Consider the following 21,076-nt stretch of genomic DNA (forward strand, 5'->3'; position numbering starts at 1 on the left):
CCGCCGATGACCACCTACCGCGACTTCCACCGCCGTTCCATCGAGCAACCCGAAGCGTTCTGGCGTGACGAGGCGCAGCGGATTCATTGGCAAACGCCGTTCGATACCGTGCTCGACCGCTCGAATCCGCCGTTCGCGCGCTGGTTCGTCGGCGGCCGCACGAATCTTTGCCACAACGCGGTGGACCGGCATCTGGCCGAGCGTGCGCAGCAGAACGCGCTGGTGTACGTATCGACGGAAACCGGCATCGAGCGGCGCTACACCTACGCCGAGCTGTACGCGGAAATCAACCGCATGGCCGCGGTGATGCGCTCGCTCGGCGTCAAGCGCGGCGACGTCGTGCTGCTCTATCTGCCGATGATCCCGGAAGCGCTGTTCGCGATGCTCGCTTGCGCGCGGCTCGGCGCGATTCACTCGGTGGTGTTCGGCGGCTTCGCGGCCCCCAACCTGGCGGCTCGCATCGACGATGCCAAACCCGTGCTGATCGTCACCGCCGACGCCGGCGCGCGCGGCGGCAAAGTAATCGACTACACCCCGCTGGTGGACGAAGCGCTCGCACGCGCGACCCACAAGACGCCGCACGTGCTGTTGATCGACCGGCAACTCGCCCCCGAGCGCCTGAACGCGAGCTACCTCGTCGCCTACGAGCCGTTGCGCGAACAGTTTTTCGATGCGCATGTGCCGTGCGAATGGCTCGAATCGAACGAACCTTCGTATGTGCTGTACACGTCGGGCACCACCGGCAAGCCGAAGGGCGTGCAACGCGACGTCGGCGGCTATGCGGTGGCGCTGGCGGCATCGATGGAACATATCTTTCAGGGCAAGGCCGGCGACACGATGTTCACCGCGTCGGACGTCGGCTGGGTGGTCGGCCACAGCTACATCGTCTATGCGCCGCTGATCGCAGGACTCACGACCGTGATGTATGAAGGCACGCCGATTCGTCCGGACGGCGGCATCTGGTGGCGTCTCGTCGAACAGCACAAGATCAATCTGATGTTCACCGCGCCGACCGCCTTGCGCGTGCTGAAAAAGCAGGACCCGGCGCTGCTGAAGAAAGCGGATCTGTCGAGCCTGCGCGCGCTGTTCCTCGCCGGCGAGCCGCTCGACGAACCGACCGCCACATGGATCGCCGACGCGCTCGGCAAACCCGTGATCGACAACTACTGGCAAACCGAAACCGGCTGGCCGATGCTGGCGATTCCGCGCGGCGTCGACGCGCTGCCCACCAAGCTCGGCTCGCCGGGCGTGCCGTCGGCCGGCTTCAATCTGACCTTGCGCAACGAACTGACGGGCGAGCCCTGCCCGCCGGGAGAAAAAGGCGTGCTCACGCTGGGTTATCCGCTGCCGCCGGGCTGCATGTCGACGGTGTGGGGCGACGACAAGCGTTTTGTCAGCACGTACTGGTCGAGCATTCCGAACCAGCAGGCCTACTCGACTTTCGACTGGGGCATTCAGGATGAAGACGGCTACGTAACGATCCTCGGGCGTACCGACGACGTGATCAACGTGGCCGGCCATCGGCTCGGCACGCGCGAGATAGAGGAAGCGTTGTCGAGCCACGCGGCGGTCGCGGAAGTCGCGGTGGTCGGCGTAACGGATGCGCTGAAGGGGCAGACGGCAATGGCATTCGTGGTGCTGCGCGACGCGCAGGCCTACGCGGACGACAAGGCGCGGGCGAAGCTGGAGGCCGAACTCACCACGACGGTCGACCGCCAGCTCGGCGCGATTGCGCGGCCGGCGCGCGTGGTGGTCGTGTCGATGCTGCCGAAGACCCGCTCCGGCAAGCTGCTGCGCCGCGCGATCGCGGCGCTGGCCGAGGGACGCGAACCGGGCGATCTGCCGACGATCGAGGACCCGGCGGCTTTGCAGCAAGTGCGGGAGGCGCTGGGGGATTCCGGGAAGGGATAGCGGCCGATTCACCGGTCAGCGCAATTCAACCCGCGCTACGCGCCTCTAAAAACCGCTTCAGGACCGCGTTCGAATATGTCCCCGCGATCTCCGTCAGAAAGGAGGCGAAGGACGCGGGCGCGTGGTCATCCGCCGTATCCGAAATGGTCCGCACGACGGCGCACGGCACGCCATACTCGTAACAGACCTGCGCGATCGCCGCCCCTTCCATCTCCACCGCGAGCGCATCCGGCAGCGCGTCGCGCAGAGCCTTGACGCCCGTCGCACTCGCCACGAACTGATCGCCGCTGATGATCAGGCCGCGATGGACACGCGGCTCGCGCGTGCCGAAGCGCGCCGCCGACGCCACGCCCTCTTCAGCGACAAAACGCTCGCACGCGGCGGCGAGTTGATCGGCGAGCGCCGCATCCGCGGTGAAACGCGAGACGCCGAGCAACGGCACCTCGAAGCGCGGAAAGAGCGGCGACGCGTCGAGATCGTGCTGCATCAGCGCGTTGGCGACGACGATATCGCCGACCCGCACTTCCGCCCCCACGCCACCGGCGACACCCGTGAATACGACCGCTTCGACATCGAACGCATGGATCAGGGCGCTGACAGTGGCGGACGCCGCGACCTTGCCGACGCGCGCCAGCGTCACGACGCAAGGTGCGCCGTGCACGGTGCCGAGATGATAGTCACGCTGACCATGCGTGACCGTGCGCACGCCGGATTCGGCGCGCATCGCTTCGATCAGATCGCCGAGCTCTTGCGGCAAGGCCGCCAGAATGCCAAGCGGACGACGCGCGAGCGGCGCGCCGCCGGAGTTTGGATTCATGCCGTTCGTGCTCATTCGACCGCCTGTAGTTTGGCGACCGCAAGCGCGAGCCATTTCTCGCCGTGCCGCTTGAATTTGACCTGGGCCTTGGCATCCGTGCCGCCGCCTTCCAGCGCCGTGATCGTGCCTTCCCCGAACTTGGTGTGGAACACCTGCTGGCCGACGCGAAAACCCGTTTCAGCCGCGCGCTGTTCGTTCGCGAAGGCCGGCAACGGCGCCGGCGTGGACGACGAAGCGCCCGTGTAGCCAGGCCGCGCGAACCAGTCGCGACCGTAGCCCGCGTTGTCGGAGCGGCCGCCCCACCGCGCGCCCGCCTCCACCTTCGGCGTGAGCCACTTGAGCGTTTCCTGCGGCAGTTCGTCGAAGAAACGCGAGCGGATGTTGTAGCGCGTCTGGCCGTGCAGCATCCGGCTCTGCGCAAACGACAGATACAAACGCTCCTTGGCCCGCGTGATCGCCACGTACATCAGGCGCCGCTCCTCTTCCAGGCCATCCGACTCCATCGCGCTGTTTTCATGCGGAAACAGCCCTTCTTCGAGTCCGGTGATGAACACCGCCGTGAACTCGAGGCCCTTGGCCGCGTGCACCGTCATCAGTTGCACGGCTTCCTGGCCGGCTTGCGCCTGGTTGTCGCCCGCTTCCAGCGAGGCGTGCGACAGGAAACCGGCGAGCGGCGTCATCGTGTCCGGGTTTTGCGCCGGATCGGCGATGCCGGGCGCGTCCAGCACGACGGTATTCGGATCGTCGGTGGCGACCGCCAGCTCGGGCGCCGTGGTCGCACCCGGGCGCAGCGGAATCGAGCGCGCCGGCGTATCCATGCCGTAGCCTTCCTCGCTGACGAAAGCAGCGGCCGCGTTGACCAGTTCCTGCAAGTTCTCCAGCCGGTCCTGGCCCTCGCGTTCGTTCTGATAGAACTCCGTGAGGCCGCTCGTGCGGACCACGTATTCGACTGTTTCCGGCAGGCTCATCTGCTGCGTTTCCGCGCGCATCCTGCCGATCAGGTTCGCGAAACTCGCGAGGCTCGACCCTGCCTTACCGGCGACATACGGAATCGCCGCGGCCATCGAGCAGTTGTACAGACGCGCCGCGTCCGCGAGTTGTTCGATCGAGCGCGCGCCGATGCCGCGCGTGGGGAAATTGACGACGCGGGCGAATGCGGTGTCGTCGTTCGGATTGTCGATCAGGCGCAGATAGGCGAGCGCGTGCTTGACTTCCTGACGCTCGAAAAAGCGCAGACCGCCGTACACGCGGTACGCGATGCCCGCATTGACCAGCGTGTGTTCGATCGTGCGCGACTGCGCGTTGCTGCGATACAGGATCGCGACTTCGCTGCGCGACGTGCCGGTGCTGATCAGCGCCTTGATTTCCTCGACGATCCAGCCGGCTTCCTGCGTATCCGTGGCGGACTCGTAGACGCGCACCGGTTCGCCGTGCCCCGCGTCGGTCCGCAGATTCTTGCCCAGACGCCGCGAGTTGTTGGCGATCAGCTGATTGGCCGCGTCGAGAATATGGCCATGCGAACGATAGTTCTGCTCGAGCTTGATCATGTGCCGGACATTGAACTCGTGTTCGAAGTCGCGCATGTTGCCGACGTTCGCCCCCCGGAACGCGTAGATCGACTGGTCGTCGTCGCCGACCGCGAAGATCGAGTTAGTCTGACCGGCCAGCAATTTCAGCCACGCGTATTGCAGCTTGTTGGTGTCCTGAAACTCGTCGACGAGGATATGCCTGAAGCGCGCCTGATAGTGGGCGCGCAGCGGCGGGTTGTGCGCGAGCAATTCGAAACAGCGCAGCAGCAGCTCCGGAAAATCGACGACGCCTTCGCGCTGGCACTGCTGTTCGTAGGCTTCGTAGAGCTCCACGAACTTGCGGTTGAAGTTGTCGGTGGCGTCGACGTCTTTCGGGCGCAGGCCCTGTTCCTTGGAATTGTTGATGAAGTACTGGAGATTTTTCGCCGGGTACTTTTCGTCGTCTATGTTAAGGCCCTTCATCAGACGCTTGATCGCGGAGAGCTGGTCCGCGGTATCGAGGATCTGGAAGGTGGCCGGCAGACCGGCATCGCGATGATGCGCGCGCAGCATGCGGTTGCACAGGCCGTGGAAGGTGCCGATCCACATGCCACGCGTGTCGATGGGCAGGAGCGCCTGCAGGCGCGCCATCATTTCGCGGGCGGCTTTGTTGGTGAAGGTCACGGCCAGGACCGTGGCGGGCGACGCCAGACCATGCTGGATGAGCCATGCGATCCGCGTGATGAGGACGCGGGTTTTGCCGCTGCCCGCGCCGGCAAGGATGAGCGCAGGCTCGTTGGGGAGCGTGACGGCGGCGTGTTGTTCGGGGTTTAGATTGGCTAGCAGATCGGGCATTTTTTGGGAGGCGGCAAGTGCGTTCGACATTATATGCCCCTCCGGGGTTGGGGTTTTTTGCCTGCGGGGCGGTTGTTGTCTGTTTGCCTGCGGCGGTGGGCTTTCCTTGCTTTGTTTGCCCGCGTAGCGCTTTTTGTCAGTGTTCTTATGGCTTTGGCCTTTCCTTGAATTGTTAGTGGTCTATTAGCGTCGCCCCTGTGCGGGGCAGGCACTTACTTCTCTTTGCCGCCGCAAAGAGAAGTAAGCAAGAGAAAGCGGCTCAAACCGCTAATGCTAAGTGGGCACCGTGGCCTGCAAGTGGTAGTGGCTCCGTGGAATCCGGGCCCTCGCACCCTCAGGCGTTAGTGACAAAGGGCTCATCAGCTCCCACTCCGCACTGCGTGCGTCGCGGACGGGGCCGCATGGGAAACCACGGGCTTCGGTTAGGCGCTGGGGAGGCCGTCGGCTTCGCCTCGGCGACGCGCCCTCGCACTCGCCCCGGAACCCCTCTTCATATGAAATGTCGGTGTGCCGCAATCAAGGGCACAGTGACAACTGCGGTTGCGGTTGCGGTTGCGGTTGCGGTTGCGGTTGCGGTTGCGGTTGCGGTTGCGGTTGCGGTTGCGGTTGCGGTGCAATGACGAGCTACGATCTGGGGTGGTGAGACGCGAGTGCTGAAACGTAGCGGGTGGTTCTATGAAGCACTCTTCGGCGCGCGCAGCGCCGCCGGAAATATGACGCCCTTGTCACTAGCGCATGCAGGGGCACGAACCCGGATTCCAGATGTACCACTACCCGCGGCAAACCACGGACCCCACTTAGCATTAGCGGTTTGAGCCGCTTTCTCTTGCTTACTTCTCTTTGCGGCGGCAAAGAGAAGTAAGTGCCTGCCCCGCACAGGGGCGACGCTAATAGACCACTAACAATTCAAGGAAAGACCAAAGCAATAAGAACACTGACAAAAGCGCCGCGCGGGCAAACAATTCAAGAAAGGGCACCAAACCCAGACCAAGGAAAGCCCACCGCCGCAGGCACACAACCAACCGAAGCGCCGCAGGCAAAAACCCACCCCAAAGCCCCCCACCCGCAGCGCCGCTTATAATCGAACATTCTTTGCATCCACCAGCAGACGGATAGAAATGAGCGAGACCCCGAGCGACCCGACCTCCACGCTTGCCAAAAGCTTCGAGCCCCACACCATCGAGGCCCACTGGGGCCCGGAATGGGAAAAGCGCGCCTACGCGGCAGCCACCTTCGACGAGAACAGGAAAGACTTCTCGATCCAGTTGCCGCCGCCGAACGTCACGGGCACCCTGCACATGGGCCACGCGTTCAACCAGACGATCATGGACGGCCTCGCACGCTATCACCGCATGCTCGGCGAAAACACCCTCTGGGTGCCGGGCACGGACCACGCGGGCATCGCCACGCAAATCGTCGTCGAACGGCAACTGGATGCGAAAGGCATCTCCCGTCATGACCTCGGCCGCGAAAAATTCACCGAGCGCGTCTGGGAATGGAAGCAGGAATCCGGCTCGACCATCACGAATCAGGTGCGCCGCCTGGGCGCGTCGATCGACTGGTCGCGCGAGTACTTCACGATGGACGACAAAATGTCGGCCGCCGTGCGCGACGTGTTCGTACGCCTGTATGAACAAGGCCTGATCTACCGCGGCAAGCGCCTCGTGAACTGGGATCCGGTGCTGCTCACCGCCGTCTCCGATCTCGAAGTGGTCAGCGAAGAAGAAAACGGCCACCTCTGGCACATCCAGTATCCGCTCACGGACGGCTCGGGCCATCTGACGGTCGCCACGACTCGCCCGGAAACCATGCTCGGCGACACCGCGGTGATGGTCCATCCGGAAGACGAACGCTATGCGCACCTGATCGGCAAGACGGTCACGCTGCCGCTCTCCGGCCGCGAAGTCCCGATCATCGCCGACGACTACGTCGACCGCGAATTCGGCACCGGCGTGGTCAAGGTCACGCCCGCGCACGATTTCAACGATTATCAGGTCGGCCTGCGCCACAAGCTGCCGATGATCGAAATCCTCACGCTGAACGCGAAAATCAACGACAACGCGCCCGAGAATTATCGCGGTCTCGATCGCTTCGAAGCGCGCAAGCAGGTCGTGCTCGACCTCGAGGCGCTCGGCGCGCTCGAATCGGTCAAGCCGCACAAGCTGATGGTGCCGCGCGGCGACCGCACGGGCGTCGTCATCGAGCCGATGCTGACGGACCAATGGTTCGTCGCGATGAGCAAGCCGGCGCCGGAAGGCACCTTCAATCCGGGCAAGTCGATCGCGGAAACGGCGCTCGACGTGGTTCGCAGCGGCGAAATCAGATTCGTGCCGGAAAACTGGAGCACCACGTATTACCAGTGGCTCGAAAACATCCAGGACTGGTGTATTTCGCGCCAACTCTGGTGGGGCCATCAGATCCCGGCGTGGTACGGCGAAAACGGCGAAATCTTCGTCGCCAAGACGGAAGAAAGCGCGCGCGAGAAGGCCGCCGAGGCCGGTTACACGGGCCCGCTCAAGCGCGACGAAGACGTGCTCGACACCTGGTTCTCGTCGGCGCTGGTGCCGTTCTCGTCGCTCGGCTGGCCTGCCGAAACGCCGGAGCTGAAGCACTTCATGCCTTCGTCGGTGCTGGTCACCGGCTTCGACATCATCTTCTTCTGGGTCGCGCGCATGGTCATGATGACCACGCACTTCACGGGCAAAGTGCCGTTCGACACGGTCTACGTGCACGGTCTCGTGCGCGACGCCGAAGGCCAGAAGATGTCGAAGAGCAAGGGCAACACGCTCGACCCGATCGACATCGTCGACGGCATCGCGCTCGACGCGCTGGTCGCCAAGCGCACCACCGGCCTGATGAATCCGAAGCAGGCTGCGTCGATCGAAAAGAAAACCCGCAAGGAATTCCCGGACGGCATTCCGGCCTTCGGCACGGACGCGCTGCGCTTCACGATGGCGTCGATGGCCACGCTGGGCCGCAACGTCAACTTCGATCTGGCGCGCTGCGAAGGCTATCGCAACTTCTGCAACAAGCTGTGGAATGCCACCCGTTTCGTGCTGATGAACTGCGAAGGTCACGATTGCGGGTTCGGCAAGCCCGAGCAATGCGGCGAGTGCGGCCCGGACGGCCACCTGAATTTCTCGGCAGCCGACCGCTGGATCGTTTCGCGCCTGCAGCGCGTGGAAGCGGAAATCGCCAAGGGCTTCGCCGACTATCGTTTTGACAATGTGGCCAACGCCCTATACAAGTTCGTATGGGACGAATACTGTGACTGGTATCTCGAACTCGCCAAGGTTCAGATCCAGACGGGTCAGCCGAACCAGCAGCGCGCAACGCGCCGCACGCTGCTGCGCGTGCTCGAGACGGTGTTGCGCCTCGCGCATCCGGTGATTCCGTTCATCACCGAAGCGCTGTGGCAAAAAGTTGCACCATTGGCTGAGCGTTATCCCGCAGGCAAAGCCGAGGGCGAAGCGTCCATCATGGTGCAGCCTTACCCCGTTGCAGAACCGTCGAAGATCGACGAAGACGCGGAGCAATGGGCAGCCGACCTGAAAGCCGTGATCGATGCGTGCCGGAATCTGCGTGGCGAAATGAATCTGTCGCCGGCGGTCAAGGTGCCGTTGCTCGCGACCGGCAACGCGGAGCGCCTCTCCACCTTCGCGCCGTATGCTCAGGCATTGGCTCGTTTGTCGGAGGTGCAGATCATTGCCGACGAGGCAACGCTGGATGCGCAGGCGGATGGCGCGCCAATTGCTATCGTAGGAACAGACAAGCTTGTGCTGAAGGTGGAAATCGATGTCGCTGTGGAACGCGAGCGTCTGTCGAAGGAAATCGCGCGGCTTGCCACCGAAGTCACCAAATGCAATGCAAAATTGCAAAACGAAAGTTTTGTTGCAAAGGCACCACCCGCAGTCGTTGAGCAGGAGCAGAAAAGGCTGGCAGAATTCGAAACCACTATCGGCAAGCTGAAAGCCCAACTGGCCCGTTTGCCGGCCTGATCGACGTTCCGTGTCCGCCCCATGGCGGGCCGACACGGCGCAAAAGCTAAACCAGAGGATTCAGGGTAATCACATGCTAAAAGTTACAAAAGCGGTTTTTCCGGTAGCAGGTCTTGGCACCCGGTTCCTCCCTGCCACGAAGGCGAGCCCGAAGGAGATGCTGCCGATCGTCGACAAGCCGCTGATTCAATACGCGGTGGAAGAGGCCATGGCAGCCGGCATCACCGAAATGATCTTCGTCACGGGCCGCAGCAAGCGCGCGATCGAGGACCATTTCGATAAGTCGTATGAAATCGAGGCGGAACTCGAGGCGCGCGGCAAGGACAAGCTGCTGGAACTGGTGCGCAGCATCAAGCCGAGCCATGTCGACTGCTTCTACGTGCGTCAGCCGGAAGCGCTGGGCCTCGGTCACGCGGTGATGTGCGCCGAAAAACTGGTGGGCGACAACCCGTTTGCCGTCATCCTCGCGGACGACTTGCTGTACGGCAAGCCGCCCGTGATGACGCAGATGATCGAGGTGTTCGACCACTATCACAGCTCGGTGATCGGCGTCGAAGAGATTCCCGCTCAGGAAACCAAGTCGTACGGCATCGTCGACGGCAAGGAGTGGGAAGACTCGATCATCAAGATGTCGGGCATCGTCGAGAAGCCGGAGCCGAGCGTGGCGCCGTCGAATCTCGGCGTGGTGGGCCGCTACGTGCTGAAGCCGCGGATCTTCGAACATCTGCGCGCGCTAAAGCCGGGCGCGGGCGGCGAATTGCAGCTGACGGACGCAATTCAGTCGCTGCTGGCCGATGAACAGGTGCTGGCGTACAAGTACCACGGCACGCGTTTCGACTGCGGCAGCAAGCTGGGTTATCTGAAGGCGACGGTCGAGTTCGCGCTGCGTCACCCGGAAGTGGCCGCCGATTTCGAAGAATATCTGCGTACCCGTTCGCCGGTGCTGGAAGGCTGAGCAACTGGACAGCCGCGCAGAATCCCTTGCGCTGTTAGCCTCTCGCAATAGGCATCAGTCAGACATAAAAAAGGCGCTGTGTCCCGCATTCGCGGGCACAGCGCCTTTTTGTTCGTGCTTCAGCGGTTTGTGCCTCAACGGCGCTTCATCAAAAAGGTAAAGACCTTGTCATGCGCCGAGCTTTCGACGATTTCGTTGCCGGTTTGCTTGGCGAACGCGGCGAAATCGCGCTGCGAGCCCGGATCGGTAGCCAACACCTTGAGAATCTGGCCGCTTTCCATGTCGGCAAGCGCCTTCTTGGCGCGCAAAATGGGCAGCGGGCACATCAGTCCGCGCGCATCGACTTCCTTGTGAACCTGAATTTGCATCGACGATGACCTTCGGGATGAGGCGTCGTACGCGACGCCGGACAGAGGGTCAAATTCTACCGCAGACGTCGTTTAGCCGCCGGACGTGACGCTGTCATGTCGCTTATCGCAATCCGGCGGCGTCCTGGCACTACAACGTGACGGCCTCTCCCGTCTGTAGCGACTGCCGCAACGCCATGCCGATCCGCGTCGCCTCGAGCGCATCGGCCAGCGTGGCGCCTGCTTGCGCGTTCGATGCCGCGCCGCCCTGCACCGCTGCAACGAAGGCGCGCGCCTCGTGCAAAAACGCATCCTCGAACCGATCGAAGAAGGTCGGCGTGCATTCGTTGCGGATGCCCGTGGCATCGTAGATCTCGACGCGATTCGCCCGCGGATTGTGGCCAATCGCCAGCGCGCCGGCGGTGCCGATCACTTCGCTGTGCGTGTCGTTGCCATGTGCCTGCGTGCGCGATGCATAGAACATCGCGAGCTTGCCATCCTCGAATTCGCAGATCGCCACACCGTTGTCGACGTCGCCGAACTCCCGCAGCCCTTCGTGCAGCGCGACCGCGCCCGCCGCAAACACGCGTTTGGCGCGCGGCTTGCCGAGCAGCCAGCGCGCGACGTCGATGTCGTGCACCGTGCAGTCGAGAAAGATGCCGCCGGAGGTCGCCGCGAAACGCACGAAGAAGCCGTCGGTGTCGTTCTGATCGGTGGTTTGCGAGCGCACCAGAAACGGTCGGCCGATCTTGCCGGCTTCGATCTTGTCGAACGCATCCTTGTAGCTCGGATCGAAACGCCGCATGAAGCCGATGGTGGCCTGCAGATGCGGATAACGCGCGGCCTCGGCCAGTACGCGCTCGCATTCGGCGAGGTCCAGCGACAGCGGCTTCTCGCAAAACACATGTTTGCCGGCGCGCAATGCATCGACAATCTGCTGCGCATGCAAGGACGACGGCGTGACGAGCCACACCGCGTCAACGTCGCGATCGGCGAGCAGGTCCGCATAGTTGTCGTAAAGACGCGGTTCGGGCAACGCCTCGCGCGCCCATGCCCGTTCCTCTTCCAACGGACTGCAAGCAGCCACGAGCGACGCCCCCGGCACGCGATACGCCAGATTCTCCGCGTGCCGCTTGCCCAGCCGCCCCAGGCCGACGACACCCAGACGGAGCCGCCCACCCCCAGACGAAGTCGCCGTCATCACGAAGCCTCCCCGAGTTTGACCGCGCGACCCTCACGCCACGAACGCGTGGCCGCTTCGGCGAGTTCGAGCGCTTTCAGGCCGTCCGCCACGGTGGTTCGCACACGCTTGCCATGGATGACCGCATCGAAGAAATGGGCGATTTCCAGTGCGTACGCCGCGCGATACCGTTCGAGGAAAAACGCCTCGGGCACGTCGCTCGACACTTCGGTTTTCGAATACGCGGTGACCTCGGTGGGCCGCACGTTGCCGGCTTGCAGCATGCCGGTGCTGCCGAGCACTTCGAAACGCTGGTCGTACCCATAGGCCGCACGCCGCGCGGTGTTGATCTGGCACAGGCGGCCCTGCTTCGTGCGGATCGTGACCGCGGTCGAATCGATATCGCCCGCTTCGGCAATCGCGGGATCCGCAAGACAACTCCCCGTGGCGTGCAGCGTGTCGGCTTCGTCGTCGAGAATCCAGCGGAAGATGTCGAAGTCGTGAATCAGCATGTCCTTGAAGATGCCGCCCGAATGCTTGATGTACTCGACCGGCGGTGCGCCCGGATCGCGGCTCGTCACCACCAGCATTTCCGGCGTGCCGATTTCGCCCGCGTCGATGCGCGCTTTCAGCGCGGAAAAGGTCGGGTCGAAGCGGCGCTGAAAGCCGATCATGCACACCACACCCGCGTGCTCCACCGCTTCGGCGCAGGCCCGCGCGCGCTCCAAAGTCAGATCGACCGGCTTCTCGCAAAACACATGTTTCTTCTGCGCGGCCGATTTCATGATCAGATCCGCGTGCGTGTCCGTGCTCGAACAGATCACTGTCGCGCCGATCGACGCATCGCCCATCGCACCGTCGATATCCGCAACCTGCGCGCCGTGCTCGGCGGCGAGCGCCGCGGCCGCCTCGCGATTCACATCGACCACGTATTTGAGCCGCACGCCCGGCTGCCGCGCCAGATTCGCGGCGTGAATCTTGCCGATACGTCCCGCGCCGAATACCGCTACGTCGATCGTCTTTACCGCCTCAGTCATCGTATCCTCCAGTCTCTTTGGATTCTTCTACGTTCAGTTCAAGCTTGTACGCGAGCGCGATGAACAACGCCTGGCACAAACAGATCGTGCTGGTCAGCGAGCGGAACGCGAACGCGCTGCCCTCTTTCACATACAGTTGGGTGGTGGCGTAGCGCGCCAGCGGAGATAGTTGGCTATCCGTAATAACCAGTGTCTTTGCCTGATGATGGTGCGCCACGCGCAGGCAGTACTGCGTTTCCTTGCCATACGGCGCGAAGCTGATCGCGATCACCACGTCGCTCTTCTTCACGCTGCGAATCTGCTCGCGGTACATGCCGCCGAAACCGGACACCAGATGCACGCGCTTGGGGGTGTGCTGCAACGCGTAGACGATATAGCTCGCCACGGGAAACGAGCGCCGCACGCCGATCACATAGATGTTGTCGGCCTGCTGCAGCATCTTCACGGCGGCGTCGAACTGCTGGTCGTCGAGGCCGGCTTCGAGTTCTTCGAGACCGCCGCGCGAGGCCGCGATAAATTCGCGCGCCACCGAGCCGCCTGACAACGCACCGGGCTTCTCGTCGATCAGCTTGCGAATCCGCTGCTGATAGCTCGGCGAGGACGTGCCCTGCCCCGTGTACGCCTGACGAAACACCGCCTGCAGATCGGAGAATCCGGAAAAACCGAAACGCTGCGCAAAGCGCACCACCGCCGACGGATGCACGCCGCAGCTCGCGGCGATATCGCTCGTGCGATCCACCATCACGCTCGAGCGATGCTGCTCGATATAGGTCGCGACATTCTTCAATTGACGCGGCAACGCCTCGTAGTTTTCCGCGATGCGCTGCATCAATTCTTCGACGCTCGGCAAATCTTCGGTGCTCTCTTCTGCCATGGCTCTCTCTTCGTCGCTTTATTGCAGTGCAGAAGGCGCTTGCGGCACGCCACGCACGTCATCCTGACGCTGCCGATTATAGGCAGCCGCCCCATCAAATGGAATGTATTTTCCATTTTTATTTGTCATGAAATTTTCATTGCAACGCTTCGGAAGATCGCCTAATCTTGATCGTGAGCGATGGTGCATCGGCCGACGTCTGCCGCAACGCACGCAATCGGAAGGCCGCCCGCCAGACGCTCCCTTCAATAACGACAGACTGAGAAAGGTGGAGACAATGGGACTTTGCAAGAGCAAGGCTACGCTCAGGATTCTGGTGACGGCATTGACGTTGGCGACGGGATTCGGTGCGGCATCGGCCGCCCGCGCGGCTGACGCTCACTTCGTGCTGATCAGCCACGCGCCGGATTCGGATTCGTGGTGGAACACCATCAAGAACGCCATCAAACAGGCCGACGAGGATTTCAACGTCGAGACCGACTACCGCAATCCGCCGAACGGCGACATCGCCGACATGGCGCGTCTGGTCGAACAGGCCGCCGCGCGCAACTACGACGGCGTGATCGTCTCGATCGCCGACTTCGACGTGCTCAAGAGCGCGATCGCCAAGGTCACCGAGAAACACATCCCGCTCGTTACGATCAATTCCGGCACCGAGGAGCAAAGCTCGCAGCTTGGCGCGCTCATGCACGTCGGCCAGCCTGAATACGCGGCGGGCAAAGCGGCGGGCCAAAAAGCGAAGGCAGCGGGCATCAAGTCGTTCCTGTGCGTCAACCACTACGCGACCAACCCGGCTTCGTTCGAACGCTGCCGGGGCTTTGCCGAGGCAATCGGCGTCGACTTCAAGTCTTCCACGCTCGACGCCGGCCAGGACCCGACCGGCGTGCAATCGAAAGTGAGCGCGTATCTGCGCAATCATCCGAACACCCAGGCGGTGCTCACCCTCGGTCCGCTCTCGGCCGCGCCGACGATGAAGGCGCTGCAGCAGATGGGCCTCGCCGGCAAGGTCTGGTTCGCGACATTCGACTTCGACAGTGACATCGCGAAGGGCATCCAGGACGGCACGATCCAGTTCGCGATCGACCAGCAACCCTACCTGCAAGGCTATATCCCGGTCGCCGTACTCGCCATCGTGAAAAAGGAGCACACCACCGATCCGGCGAAGATCCGCCAGATCCTGCAGGCGAATCCGAAGTTCCAGCAACGCCTCACCGAATACGGCCTGCAGCCTGCCTATGGGCCGCGCAACATTGGTTCCGGTCCGGGCTTCATTACCAAGGCCAATATCGACAAGGTCGTGAAGTACGCCGGGCAGTACCGCTAACGCATTTCGCAGGAAGTGCGGACACGGGAGAACCGTTCCGGCAGGTATGAAGAAGGTGGAGGCGGCCGGCCGCGACCGGTCCGGCCGCCCCACGCCTGCGTTCGCCACGTTTTACGTGCACCACGCGCCACGCGGCCCGCCAACGGCCGCAACCCACCGGCGCATCAAGGAGAGCTTCAATGGGCGTAGCCAACCCCTTCCACCCCCATCCGCGCAAGCAGCCCCCTTCGAGCACCGCGACGACGTCGACGTCCGGCGGTGCGCCCGCAGCGGCCGATGAGCGCGTGCGCCAGGAATCATGGTTCCGGCATCTGCTGAACCGTCCGGAATTCGCCGCGCTCGCCGGCACCGTGATGGTGTTCCTCGTGTTTGGGATTGCAGCCGGTAACTCCGGCATGTTCAACCTCGACGGCGTGATGAACTGGTCGCAAGTGGCCGCGTATCTCGGCCTGATCGCGGTCGGCGCGTGCCTCCTGATGATTGCCGGCGAATTCGATCTGTCGATCGGTTCGATGATCGGCTTTTCGGGGATGATGGTCGCGCTGCCCACGATGTACTTCCATTGGCCGATTGCCTTGTCGATCGTGTTCGCGTTCGCCGGATCGATGCTGCTCGGCGCCCTCAACGGCTATCTGGTGATGCGCACGCGGCTGCCGTCGTTCATCGTGACGCTGGCGTTCCTGTTCATTTTGCGCGGCCTCACGCTGGCCCTTTCGGTCATGTTCGCCGACCGCACGATCATCTCCGGCGTGGGCGACGTCGCCGCTCACGACTGGCTCGCCCATACCCTGTTCCAGGGTGTCGCTTTCAAGAGCCTGTTCGTCTGGCTCGGCCACATCGGTATCGTGAAGATGCTCGACAACGGCAATCCGCTCGTGCCGGGCATTCCGAAAGTGCTGCTCTGGTGGTTCGCGCTTGCCGCGGTCTGCGCGTTCACCCTCGCCAAGACCCGCTTCGGCAACTGGATTTTCGCGGTTGGCGGCGACGCCAACGCGGCGAAGAACGTCGGCGTGCCGGTGCGGCGCGTGAAGATTTCGCTGTTCGTGCTGACCGCGTTCTGCGCCTGCCTGTTCGCCGTGCTGCAAGTGTGCGACATCGGCTCGGCCGCGGCCGACCGCGGTCTGCAGGCCGAATTCGAAGCCATCATCGCGGCGGTGATCGGCGGCACGCTGCTGACCGGCGGCTATGGCTCGGTGATCGGCGCCTGCTTCGGCGCGCTGATCTTCGGCGTCGTGCAGATCGGCATTACCTACACGAATGTCGACTCCGACTGGTTCCGCGTGTTCCTCGGCGTGATGCTGCTGATCGCCGTGCTGTTCAATCACTACGTGCGCCGCCGCGTCGCGCAGTCGTAACGAGGAGACGACCATGTCCGATACGAATACCGTCAGCCACCCGAGCACGAGCGAGCCGCAGGACGACGTGATCCTCGCGCTCGAAGACGTCAGCAAGTACTTCGGCCAGGTCATCGCACTGAGTGGCGTGACCTTGCGTCTGAAGCGCGGCGAAGTGCATTGCCTGCTCGGCGACAACGGCGCGGGCAAATCGACCCTGATCAAGACGCTCGCCGGCGTGCATCGGCCCTCCTCCGGCCAATATCTGGTGGACGGCAAACCAGTGCAATTCGAGTCGCCGAAAGACGCGCTCGACCTCGGCATCGCCACCGTCTATCAGGATCTTGCGCTGGTGCCATTGCTGTCGGTGGCGCGCAACTTCTTCATGGGCCGCGAGCCGCAGAAAAAACTGTTCGGCTTCCTGAACGTGATGGACCTCGAAACCAGCGCCACCACCGCACGCGACAAGCTCGCCGAAATGGGCATCAACGTGCGCGATCCGCATCAACCGATCGGAACGATGTCCGGTGGCGAAAAACAGTGCCTCGCCATCGCGCGGGCGATTCACTTCGGCGCGCGCGTGCTGATCCTCGACGAGCCGACTGCCGCACTCGGCGTCAAGCAGAGCTTCAACGTGCTGAAGCTGATCCACACGGCGCGCGCCAAAGGCATCTCGGTGATCTTCATCACGCACAACGTGCATCACGCGTATCCGATCGGCGATTCGTTCACGCTGCTCAATCGCGGCAGATCGCTCGGCACGTTCACGAAGGACACCATCAGCAAGGACGAAGTACTCGACATGATGGCCGGCGGCGCCGAAATGCAGAAAATGATCGGCGAACTCGACGGCGCGACGATCTGATTCATTCACGCGGGTTTCCGGCGCTTGCCGCGCCTCACGCCCGCGTTCAGCTATTCAGGAATATTCATGGATCACTCCAGCACATCCAGCGGAACCGGAATCGCGAACGGCAGCCGTTTCGCGCCGGACCGCAGTCGCGACATCGTCTGCCTTGGCCGCCTTGCCGTCGATCTGTACGCGCAGCAGGTCGGCGCGCGGCTCGAAGACGTGTCGAGCTTCGCGAAGTACCTCGGCGGTTCGTCGGCGAATATCGCGTTCGGTTGCGCGCGGCTCGGACTTGCATCAGCGATGCTGGCGCGGGTCGGCAACGATCATATGGGCCGCTTTCTCACCGAGACTTTGACAAAAGAAGGCTGCGACGTCAGTCGTGTCCGCATCGATCAGGAGCGCCTGACCGCGCTCGTTCTGCTGGGACTGAAAGACCGCGATACGTTTCCGCTGATCTTCTATCGCGAGAACTGCGCGGATATGGCGGTGGATGAAGCGGATTTCGACGAGGCGTATATTGCGTCGTCGAAAGCGCTGCTGATTACCGGCACGCACTTTTCGACCGAACAGGTGAATCGCACCAGCCGCCGCGCACTCGACTATGCACGGCGCAATAACGTGCGCACCGTACTCGATATCGACTATCGCCCGGTGTTGTGGGGCCTGACAGGCAAGGCGGACGGCGAAACCCGCTTTGTCGCCAGCGAAGGCGTGACCGCGCACTTGCAGCGCATCCTGCCTTTGTTCGACCTCGTGATCGGCACCGAGGAGGAGTTCCGCATCGCCGGCGGCAAGACCGAACTCGTCGACGCGCTCGCGATGGTGCGCGCCGTGACGCCGGCCACGCTGGTTCTGAAGCGCGGGCCGATGGGCTGCCAGATCATCGACGGCACCGTGCCCGCCACGCTCGACGACTTGCCGATTCACGGCGGCGTGGAAGTCGAAGTGCTCAACGTACTCGGCGCGGGCGACGCATTCGCCTCGGGCTTTCTCTCCGGATGGCTGCGCGATCAACCGCTCGAAGCGTGCGCGCGGGCGGCCAACGCCAGCGGCGCGCTGGTCGTCTCGCGTCACGGCTGTGCGCCCGCGATGCCGACACCCGCCGAACTCGACTACTTCCTGCGCGAAGCCAAGGCCGATCCGCAACGCATGCGCCGCCCCGACCGCGATGCGACGCTCGCACGCCTGCATCGCGTCTCCCCTGCCCGCAAACAATGGGACGAAGTACTCGGCTTCGCGTTCGACCACCGCAACCAGTTCTTCGAACTCGCCCAGCAGACCGGCGCCGGCGAGGCGCGCATCGTGCAATTGAAGGGCTTGTTCGTCGACGCCGTCGCGCAGACGGAAGCCGCCTTGGGCTTGCAAGGCCGCATCGGCATCTTGAGCGACGACCGCTACGGTCAGGACGCATTGAACGCCGCCACCGGACGCGGCTGGTGGATCGGCCGGCCGGTTGAACTGCCCGGCTCCGTGCCGCTCGTGTTCGACCACGGCCGCTCGATCGGCACGACGCTGATCGCGTGGCCGCAGGAACACATCGCCAAGTGCCTCGTGCAATTTCATCCCGACGAACCCGTCGAACAACGCCTCGAACAGGAAGCGCAACTGCGTGCGCTTTACGACGCGACGCAAGCGAGCGGCCACGAATTGCTGCTGGAAGTGATTCCGCCGAAACACGCGCATTTGCCGCAAGCGCCGGACATTGTTTATCGCGCGCTGAAGCGGCTGTACAACATCGGGATCTATCCGGAATGGTGGAAGCTCGAACCGATGGACGCCACGCAATGGCAAGCCGTCGACGCGCTGATCGCCGAGCGCGATCCGTACTGCCGGGGCGTGGTGCTGCTCGGTTTGTCGGCGGGCGTCGAGCAATTGAACGAGGGCTTTCGGGCGGCGGCGCAATCGGCAACGTGCCGTGGCTTTACCGTGGGCCGCACGATTTTTCACGAGCCGAGCCATGCGTGGCTCGCCGGTGAGATCGGCGACGACGAGCTGATCGCCCGGGTGCGCCGCACGTTCGAAACACTGATTGCGTCGTGGCGTGCGGCGCGTGGAACGGCAAGCACGCAGCCCGCCGCGGCGAGCCACACACATCAGGAGCAGGCCGCATGAATCAGCGCGTATTGCATCACGATGCGGCGTCCGCCAACGACGCCACCCAGGCCCGCGCGCCATCGGACGGCACCGTCCGCCTGACGACTGCCCAGGCGCTGGTTCGCTACCTCGCCGCGCAGCGCGTCGCGACCGAAGACGGCAGCAGCACCGAACCGCTCTTCGGCGGCGTGTTCGCGATCTTCGGGCACGGCAACGTAGCGGGAATCGGCGAAGCCTTGTATCAGCACCGCGAAGCGTTGCCCACGCTGCGCGCTCACAACGAACAGGCGATGGCGCACAGCGCGATCGCCTATGCGAAGGCGCACTTCCGCCGCCGCATGATGGCCGTCACGACGTCGATCGGACCCGGCGCGACCAATCTGATCACCGCGGCCGCGCTCGCGCATGTGAACCGTCTGCCTGTGCTGCTGTTACCCGGCGATGTGTTTATCTCCCGCGCGCCCGATCCGGTGTTGCAGCAGGTCGAGGATTTCCATGATGGCGGCGTCTCCGCCAACGATGCGTTCAAGCCGGTGTCGCGCTACTTCGACCGCATCGTGCATCCGGCGCAGTTGCTCAATGCGTTGCCGCGCGCCATGCGCGTGCTCACCGATGCGGCGTTGTGCGGCCCCGTCACGCTCGCTTTGCCGCAGGATGTGCAAGCACAGGCGTGGGATTTCCCGGCCGACTTCTTTGCGCCACGCGTCGTCACATTCCATTCCCCCGCGCCACGCGTGGAAGACATCGAAGCGGCAGTTGCCCGTCTGCGCCGCGCCGAACGCCCACTGATCGTCGCGGGCGGCGGTGTGCTTTATGGCCACGCGACCGATGCGCTGCACCGCTTCGCCGCCGCGCACGGCATTCCGGTGGCGGAAACGCAAGCCGGCAAGGGATCGCTTGCGTGGAACGATCCGTTGAACGCCGGCGCGTTGGGCGTGACCGGTTCGCCCGCCGCCAATGCGCTCGCCCACGACGCCGATTGCGTGCTGGCGATCGGCACGCGCTTGCAGGACTTCACGACCGGCTCGAACACATTGTTCACTCAGGCCGACGTGATCGGCATCAACGCAAATCCGTTCGACGGCCTCAAGCATCGCGCGCTGGTGGTCGAAGCCGACGCACGTCTCGCGCTGGATGCGCTCGCCGAACCCCTGCAAGGCTGGCACGCGGACCGCACATGGACCGCGCGCGCGCACAAACTCGCGGCGGGCTGGCGCGATACCGTGAGCACGCTCACACATGCGCCGCAACGCGACACCGTGCTGCCGTACGAGGGCGACGTGATCGGCGCGGTGCAGCGTTCGAGTGCGCGTTCCGCGACGGACGACATCGTCGTGTGCGCCGCGGGAACCTTGCCGGCCGAATTGCACAAGCTCTGGCGCGCCGGCAAACCAGGCGCGTATCACGTCGAATACGGCTACTCGTGCATGGGCTACGAAATCGCCGGCGGACTCGGCGTGAAACTCGCACGGCCCGCGCGTGAAGTGATCGTGATGGTCGGCGACGGCAGCTATCTGATGATGAACAGCGAGATCGCGACCTCGGTGATGATCGGCGCGAAGCTGATCGTGGTGGTGCTCGACAATCGCGGCTACGGCTGCATCAACCGCTTGCAGCAGGCCTGCGGCGGCGCGCCGTTCAACAACCTGCTCGACGACTGCATGCAGGGCCCGCTCGGCGCACCGAAGATCGACTTCGCCGCGCATGCACGCTCGCTCGGCGCGCAGGCCGAGCACGTCGCGAACATCGGCGAACTTGAAAACGCACTGCAACGTGCGCGCGCCGCCGATCGCACCTACGTGATAAGCATCGACACCGATCCGGCCCGTACCACGGCCGACGGCGGCTGGTGGTGGGAAGTCGCGGTGCCCGAGGTATCGGCGCGCGACACCGTGCGTGCCGCGCGATCGCAATACGACGCGCAACTCGCCGCACGCGCCGCGCCCAGCGACCGCCCCGGCCGCATCGACAACGAATGAGGACGCCCGC

Annotated in this window: 14 protein-coding genes; 8 read left to right on the forward strand and 6 right to left on the reverse strand. The window is 63.7% G+C overall.

Annotated elements, in window-relative coordinates; translation table 11 throughout:
- Window positions 1–6 precede the first annotated feature (6 nt).
- Window positions 7–1,911 carry a propionate--CoA ligase gene (locus tag DSC91_RS19970; protein WP_115780531.1) on the forward strand — a complete coding sequence of 635 codons (1,905 nt, stop codon included), beginning with the start codon at window positions 7–9 and terminating at the stop codon, window positions 1,909–1,911.
- Window positions 1,912–1,936: 25 nt separating this feature from the next.
- Here the strand turns inward: DSC91_RS19970 and DSC91_RS19975 are convergent, their stop codons facing one another.
- Both DSC91_RS19975 and DSC91_RS19980 read right to left on the reverse strand, forming a co-directional pair.
- The gene (locus tag DSC91_RS19975) at window positions 1,937–2,728 is read right to left on the reverse strand and encodes a 5'-methylthioadenosine/adenosylhomocysteine nucleosidase (protein ID WP_115783366.1); all 792 of its coding nucleotides are present in this window, start codon (window positions 2,726–2,728) and stop codon (window positions 1,937–1,939) included.
- Between the two features lie 11 nt (window positions 2,729–2,739).
- A complete protein-coding gene (locus DSC91_RS19980; protein ID WP_115783368.1) occupies window positions 2,740–5,091 on the reverse strand; it encodes a UvrD-helicase domain-containing protein in 2,352 nt (783 codons plus the stop codon).
- Between the two features lie 1,118 nt (window positions 5,092–6,209).
- On the opposite strand from DSC91_RS19980, the gene DSC91_RS19985 reads away from it, so the two are divergent.
- Window positions 6,210–9,089 (forward strand): valine--tRNA ligase, encoded by a 2,880-nt coding sequence (locus tag DSC91_RS19985; protein ID WP_115780532.1) that lies wholly within the window; start codon window positions 6,210–6,212, stop codon window positions 9,087–9,089.
- Between the two features lie 73 nt (window positions 9,090–9,162).
- A complete protein-coding gene (gene galU / locus DSC91_RS19990) occupies window positions 9,163–10,044 on the forward strand; it encodes a UTP--glucose-1-phosphate uridylyltransferase GalU (RefSeq protein WP_115780533.1) in 882 nt (293 codons plus the stop codon).
- A gap of 134 nt (window positions 10,045–10,178) precedes the next feature.
- Here the strand turns inward: galU and DSC91_RS19995 are convergent, their stop codons facing one another.
- The 4 genes from DSC91_RS19995 to DSC91_RS20010 all read right to left on the reverse strand — a co-directional run bounded on the left by DSC91_RS19995 (window position 10,179) and on the right by DSC91_RS20010 (window position 13,482).
- Window positions 10,179–10,406: a sulfurtransferase TusA family protein gene (locus tag DSC91_RS19995; RefSeq protein ID WP_025600552.1), complete on the reverse strand. Its 228-nt coding sequence runs from the start codon at window positions 10,404–10,406 to the stop codon at window positions 10,179–10,181.
- Between the two features lie 136 nt (window positions 10,407–10,542).
- On the reverse strand, window positions 10,543–11,592 hold the full coding sequence (locus DSC91_RS20000; protein WP_115780534.1) for a Gfo/Idh/MocA family oxidoreductase: 1,050 nt from the start codon (window positions 11,590–11,592) through the stop codon (window positions 10,543–10,545).
- Entirely contained in the window at window positions 11,592–12,608 is a 1,017-nt protein-coding gene (iolG, locus tag DSC91_RS20005) for an inositol 2-dehydrogenase (RefSeq protein WP_115780535.1), read from the reverse strand. Before iolG ends, DSC91_RS20000 begins: the two co-directional genes overlap by 1 nt.
- Window positions 12,601–13,482: a MurR/RpiR family transcriptional regulator gene (locus tag DSC91_RS20010; RefSeq protein ID WP_093647639.1), complete on the reverse strand. Its 882-nt coding sequence runs from the start codon at window positions 13,480–13,482 to the stop codon at window positions 12,601–12,603. The genes iolG and DSC91_RS20010 overlap by 8 nt, the downstream gene beginning before the upstream one ends.
- A gap of 277 nt (window positions 13,483–13,759) precedes the next feature.
- On the opposite strand from DSC91_RS20010, the gene DSC91_RS20015 reads away from it, so the two are divergent.
- The 5 genes from DSC91_RS20015 to iolD all read left to right on the forward strand — a co-directional run bounded on the left by DSC91_RS20015 (window position 13,760) and on the right by iolD (window position 21,066).
- Window positions 13,760–14,806: a sugar ABC transporter substrate-binding protein gene (locus tag DSC91_RS20015; protein WP_115780536.1), complete on the forward strand. Its 1,047-nt coding sequence runs from the start codon at window positions 13,760–13,762 to the stop codon at window positions 14,804–14,806.
- A 179-nt stretch (window positions 14,807–14,985) separates the two neighbouring features.
- Window positions 14,986–16,161 (forward strand): ABC transporter permease, encoded by a 1,176-nt coding sequence (locus tag DSC91_RS20020; protein WP_115780537.1) that lies wholly within the window; start codon window positions 14,986–14,988, stop codon window positions 16,159–16,161.
- Window positions 16,162–16,174: 13 nt separating this feature from the next.
- Window positions 16,175–17,005 (forward strand): ATP-binding cassette domain-containing protein, encoded by an 831-nt coding sequence (locus tag DSC91_RS20025; protein WP_115780538.1) that lies wholly within the window; start codon window positions 16,175–16,177, stop codon window positions 17,003–17,005.
- Between the two features lie 66 nt (window positions 17,006–17,071).
- Window positions 17,072–19,105, forward strand: coding sequence for a bifunctional 5-dehydro-2-deoxygluconokinase/5-dehydro-2-deoxyphosphogluconate aldolase (locus tag DSC91_RS20030; protein WP_115780539.1), 2,034 nt, complete (start codon window positions 17,072–17,074; stop codon window positions 19,103–19,105).
- The gene (gene iolD / locus DSC91_RS20035) at window positions 19,102–21,066 is read left to right on the forward strand and encodes a 3D-(3,5/4)-trihydroxycyclohexane-1,2-dione acylhydrolase (decyclizing) (protein ID WP_115780540.1); all 1,965 of its coding nucleotides are present in this window, start codon (window positions 19,102–19,104) and stop codon (window positions 21,064–21,066) included. Before DSC91_RS20030 ends, iolD begins: the two co-directional genes overlap by 4 nt.
- Window positions 21,067–21,076: the final 10 nt, after the last annotated feature.

Origin of the sequence: Paraburkholderia caffeinilytica, assembly GCF_003368325.1 — a bacterium.
Lineage (GTDB): Bacteria > Pseudomonadota > Gammaproteobacteria > Burkholderiales > Burkholderiaceae > Paraburkholderia > Paraburkholderia caffeinilytica.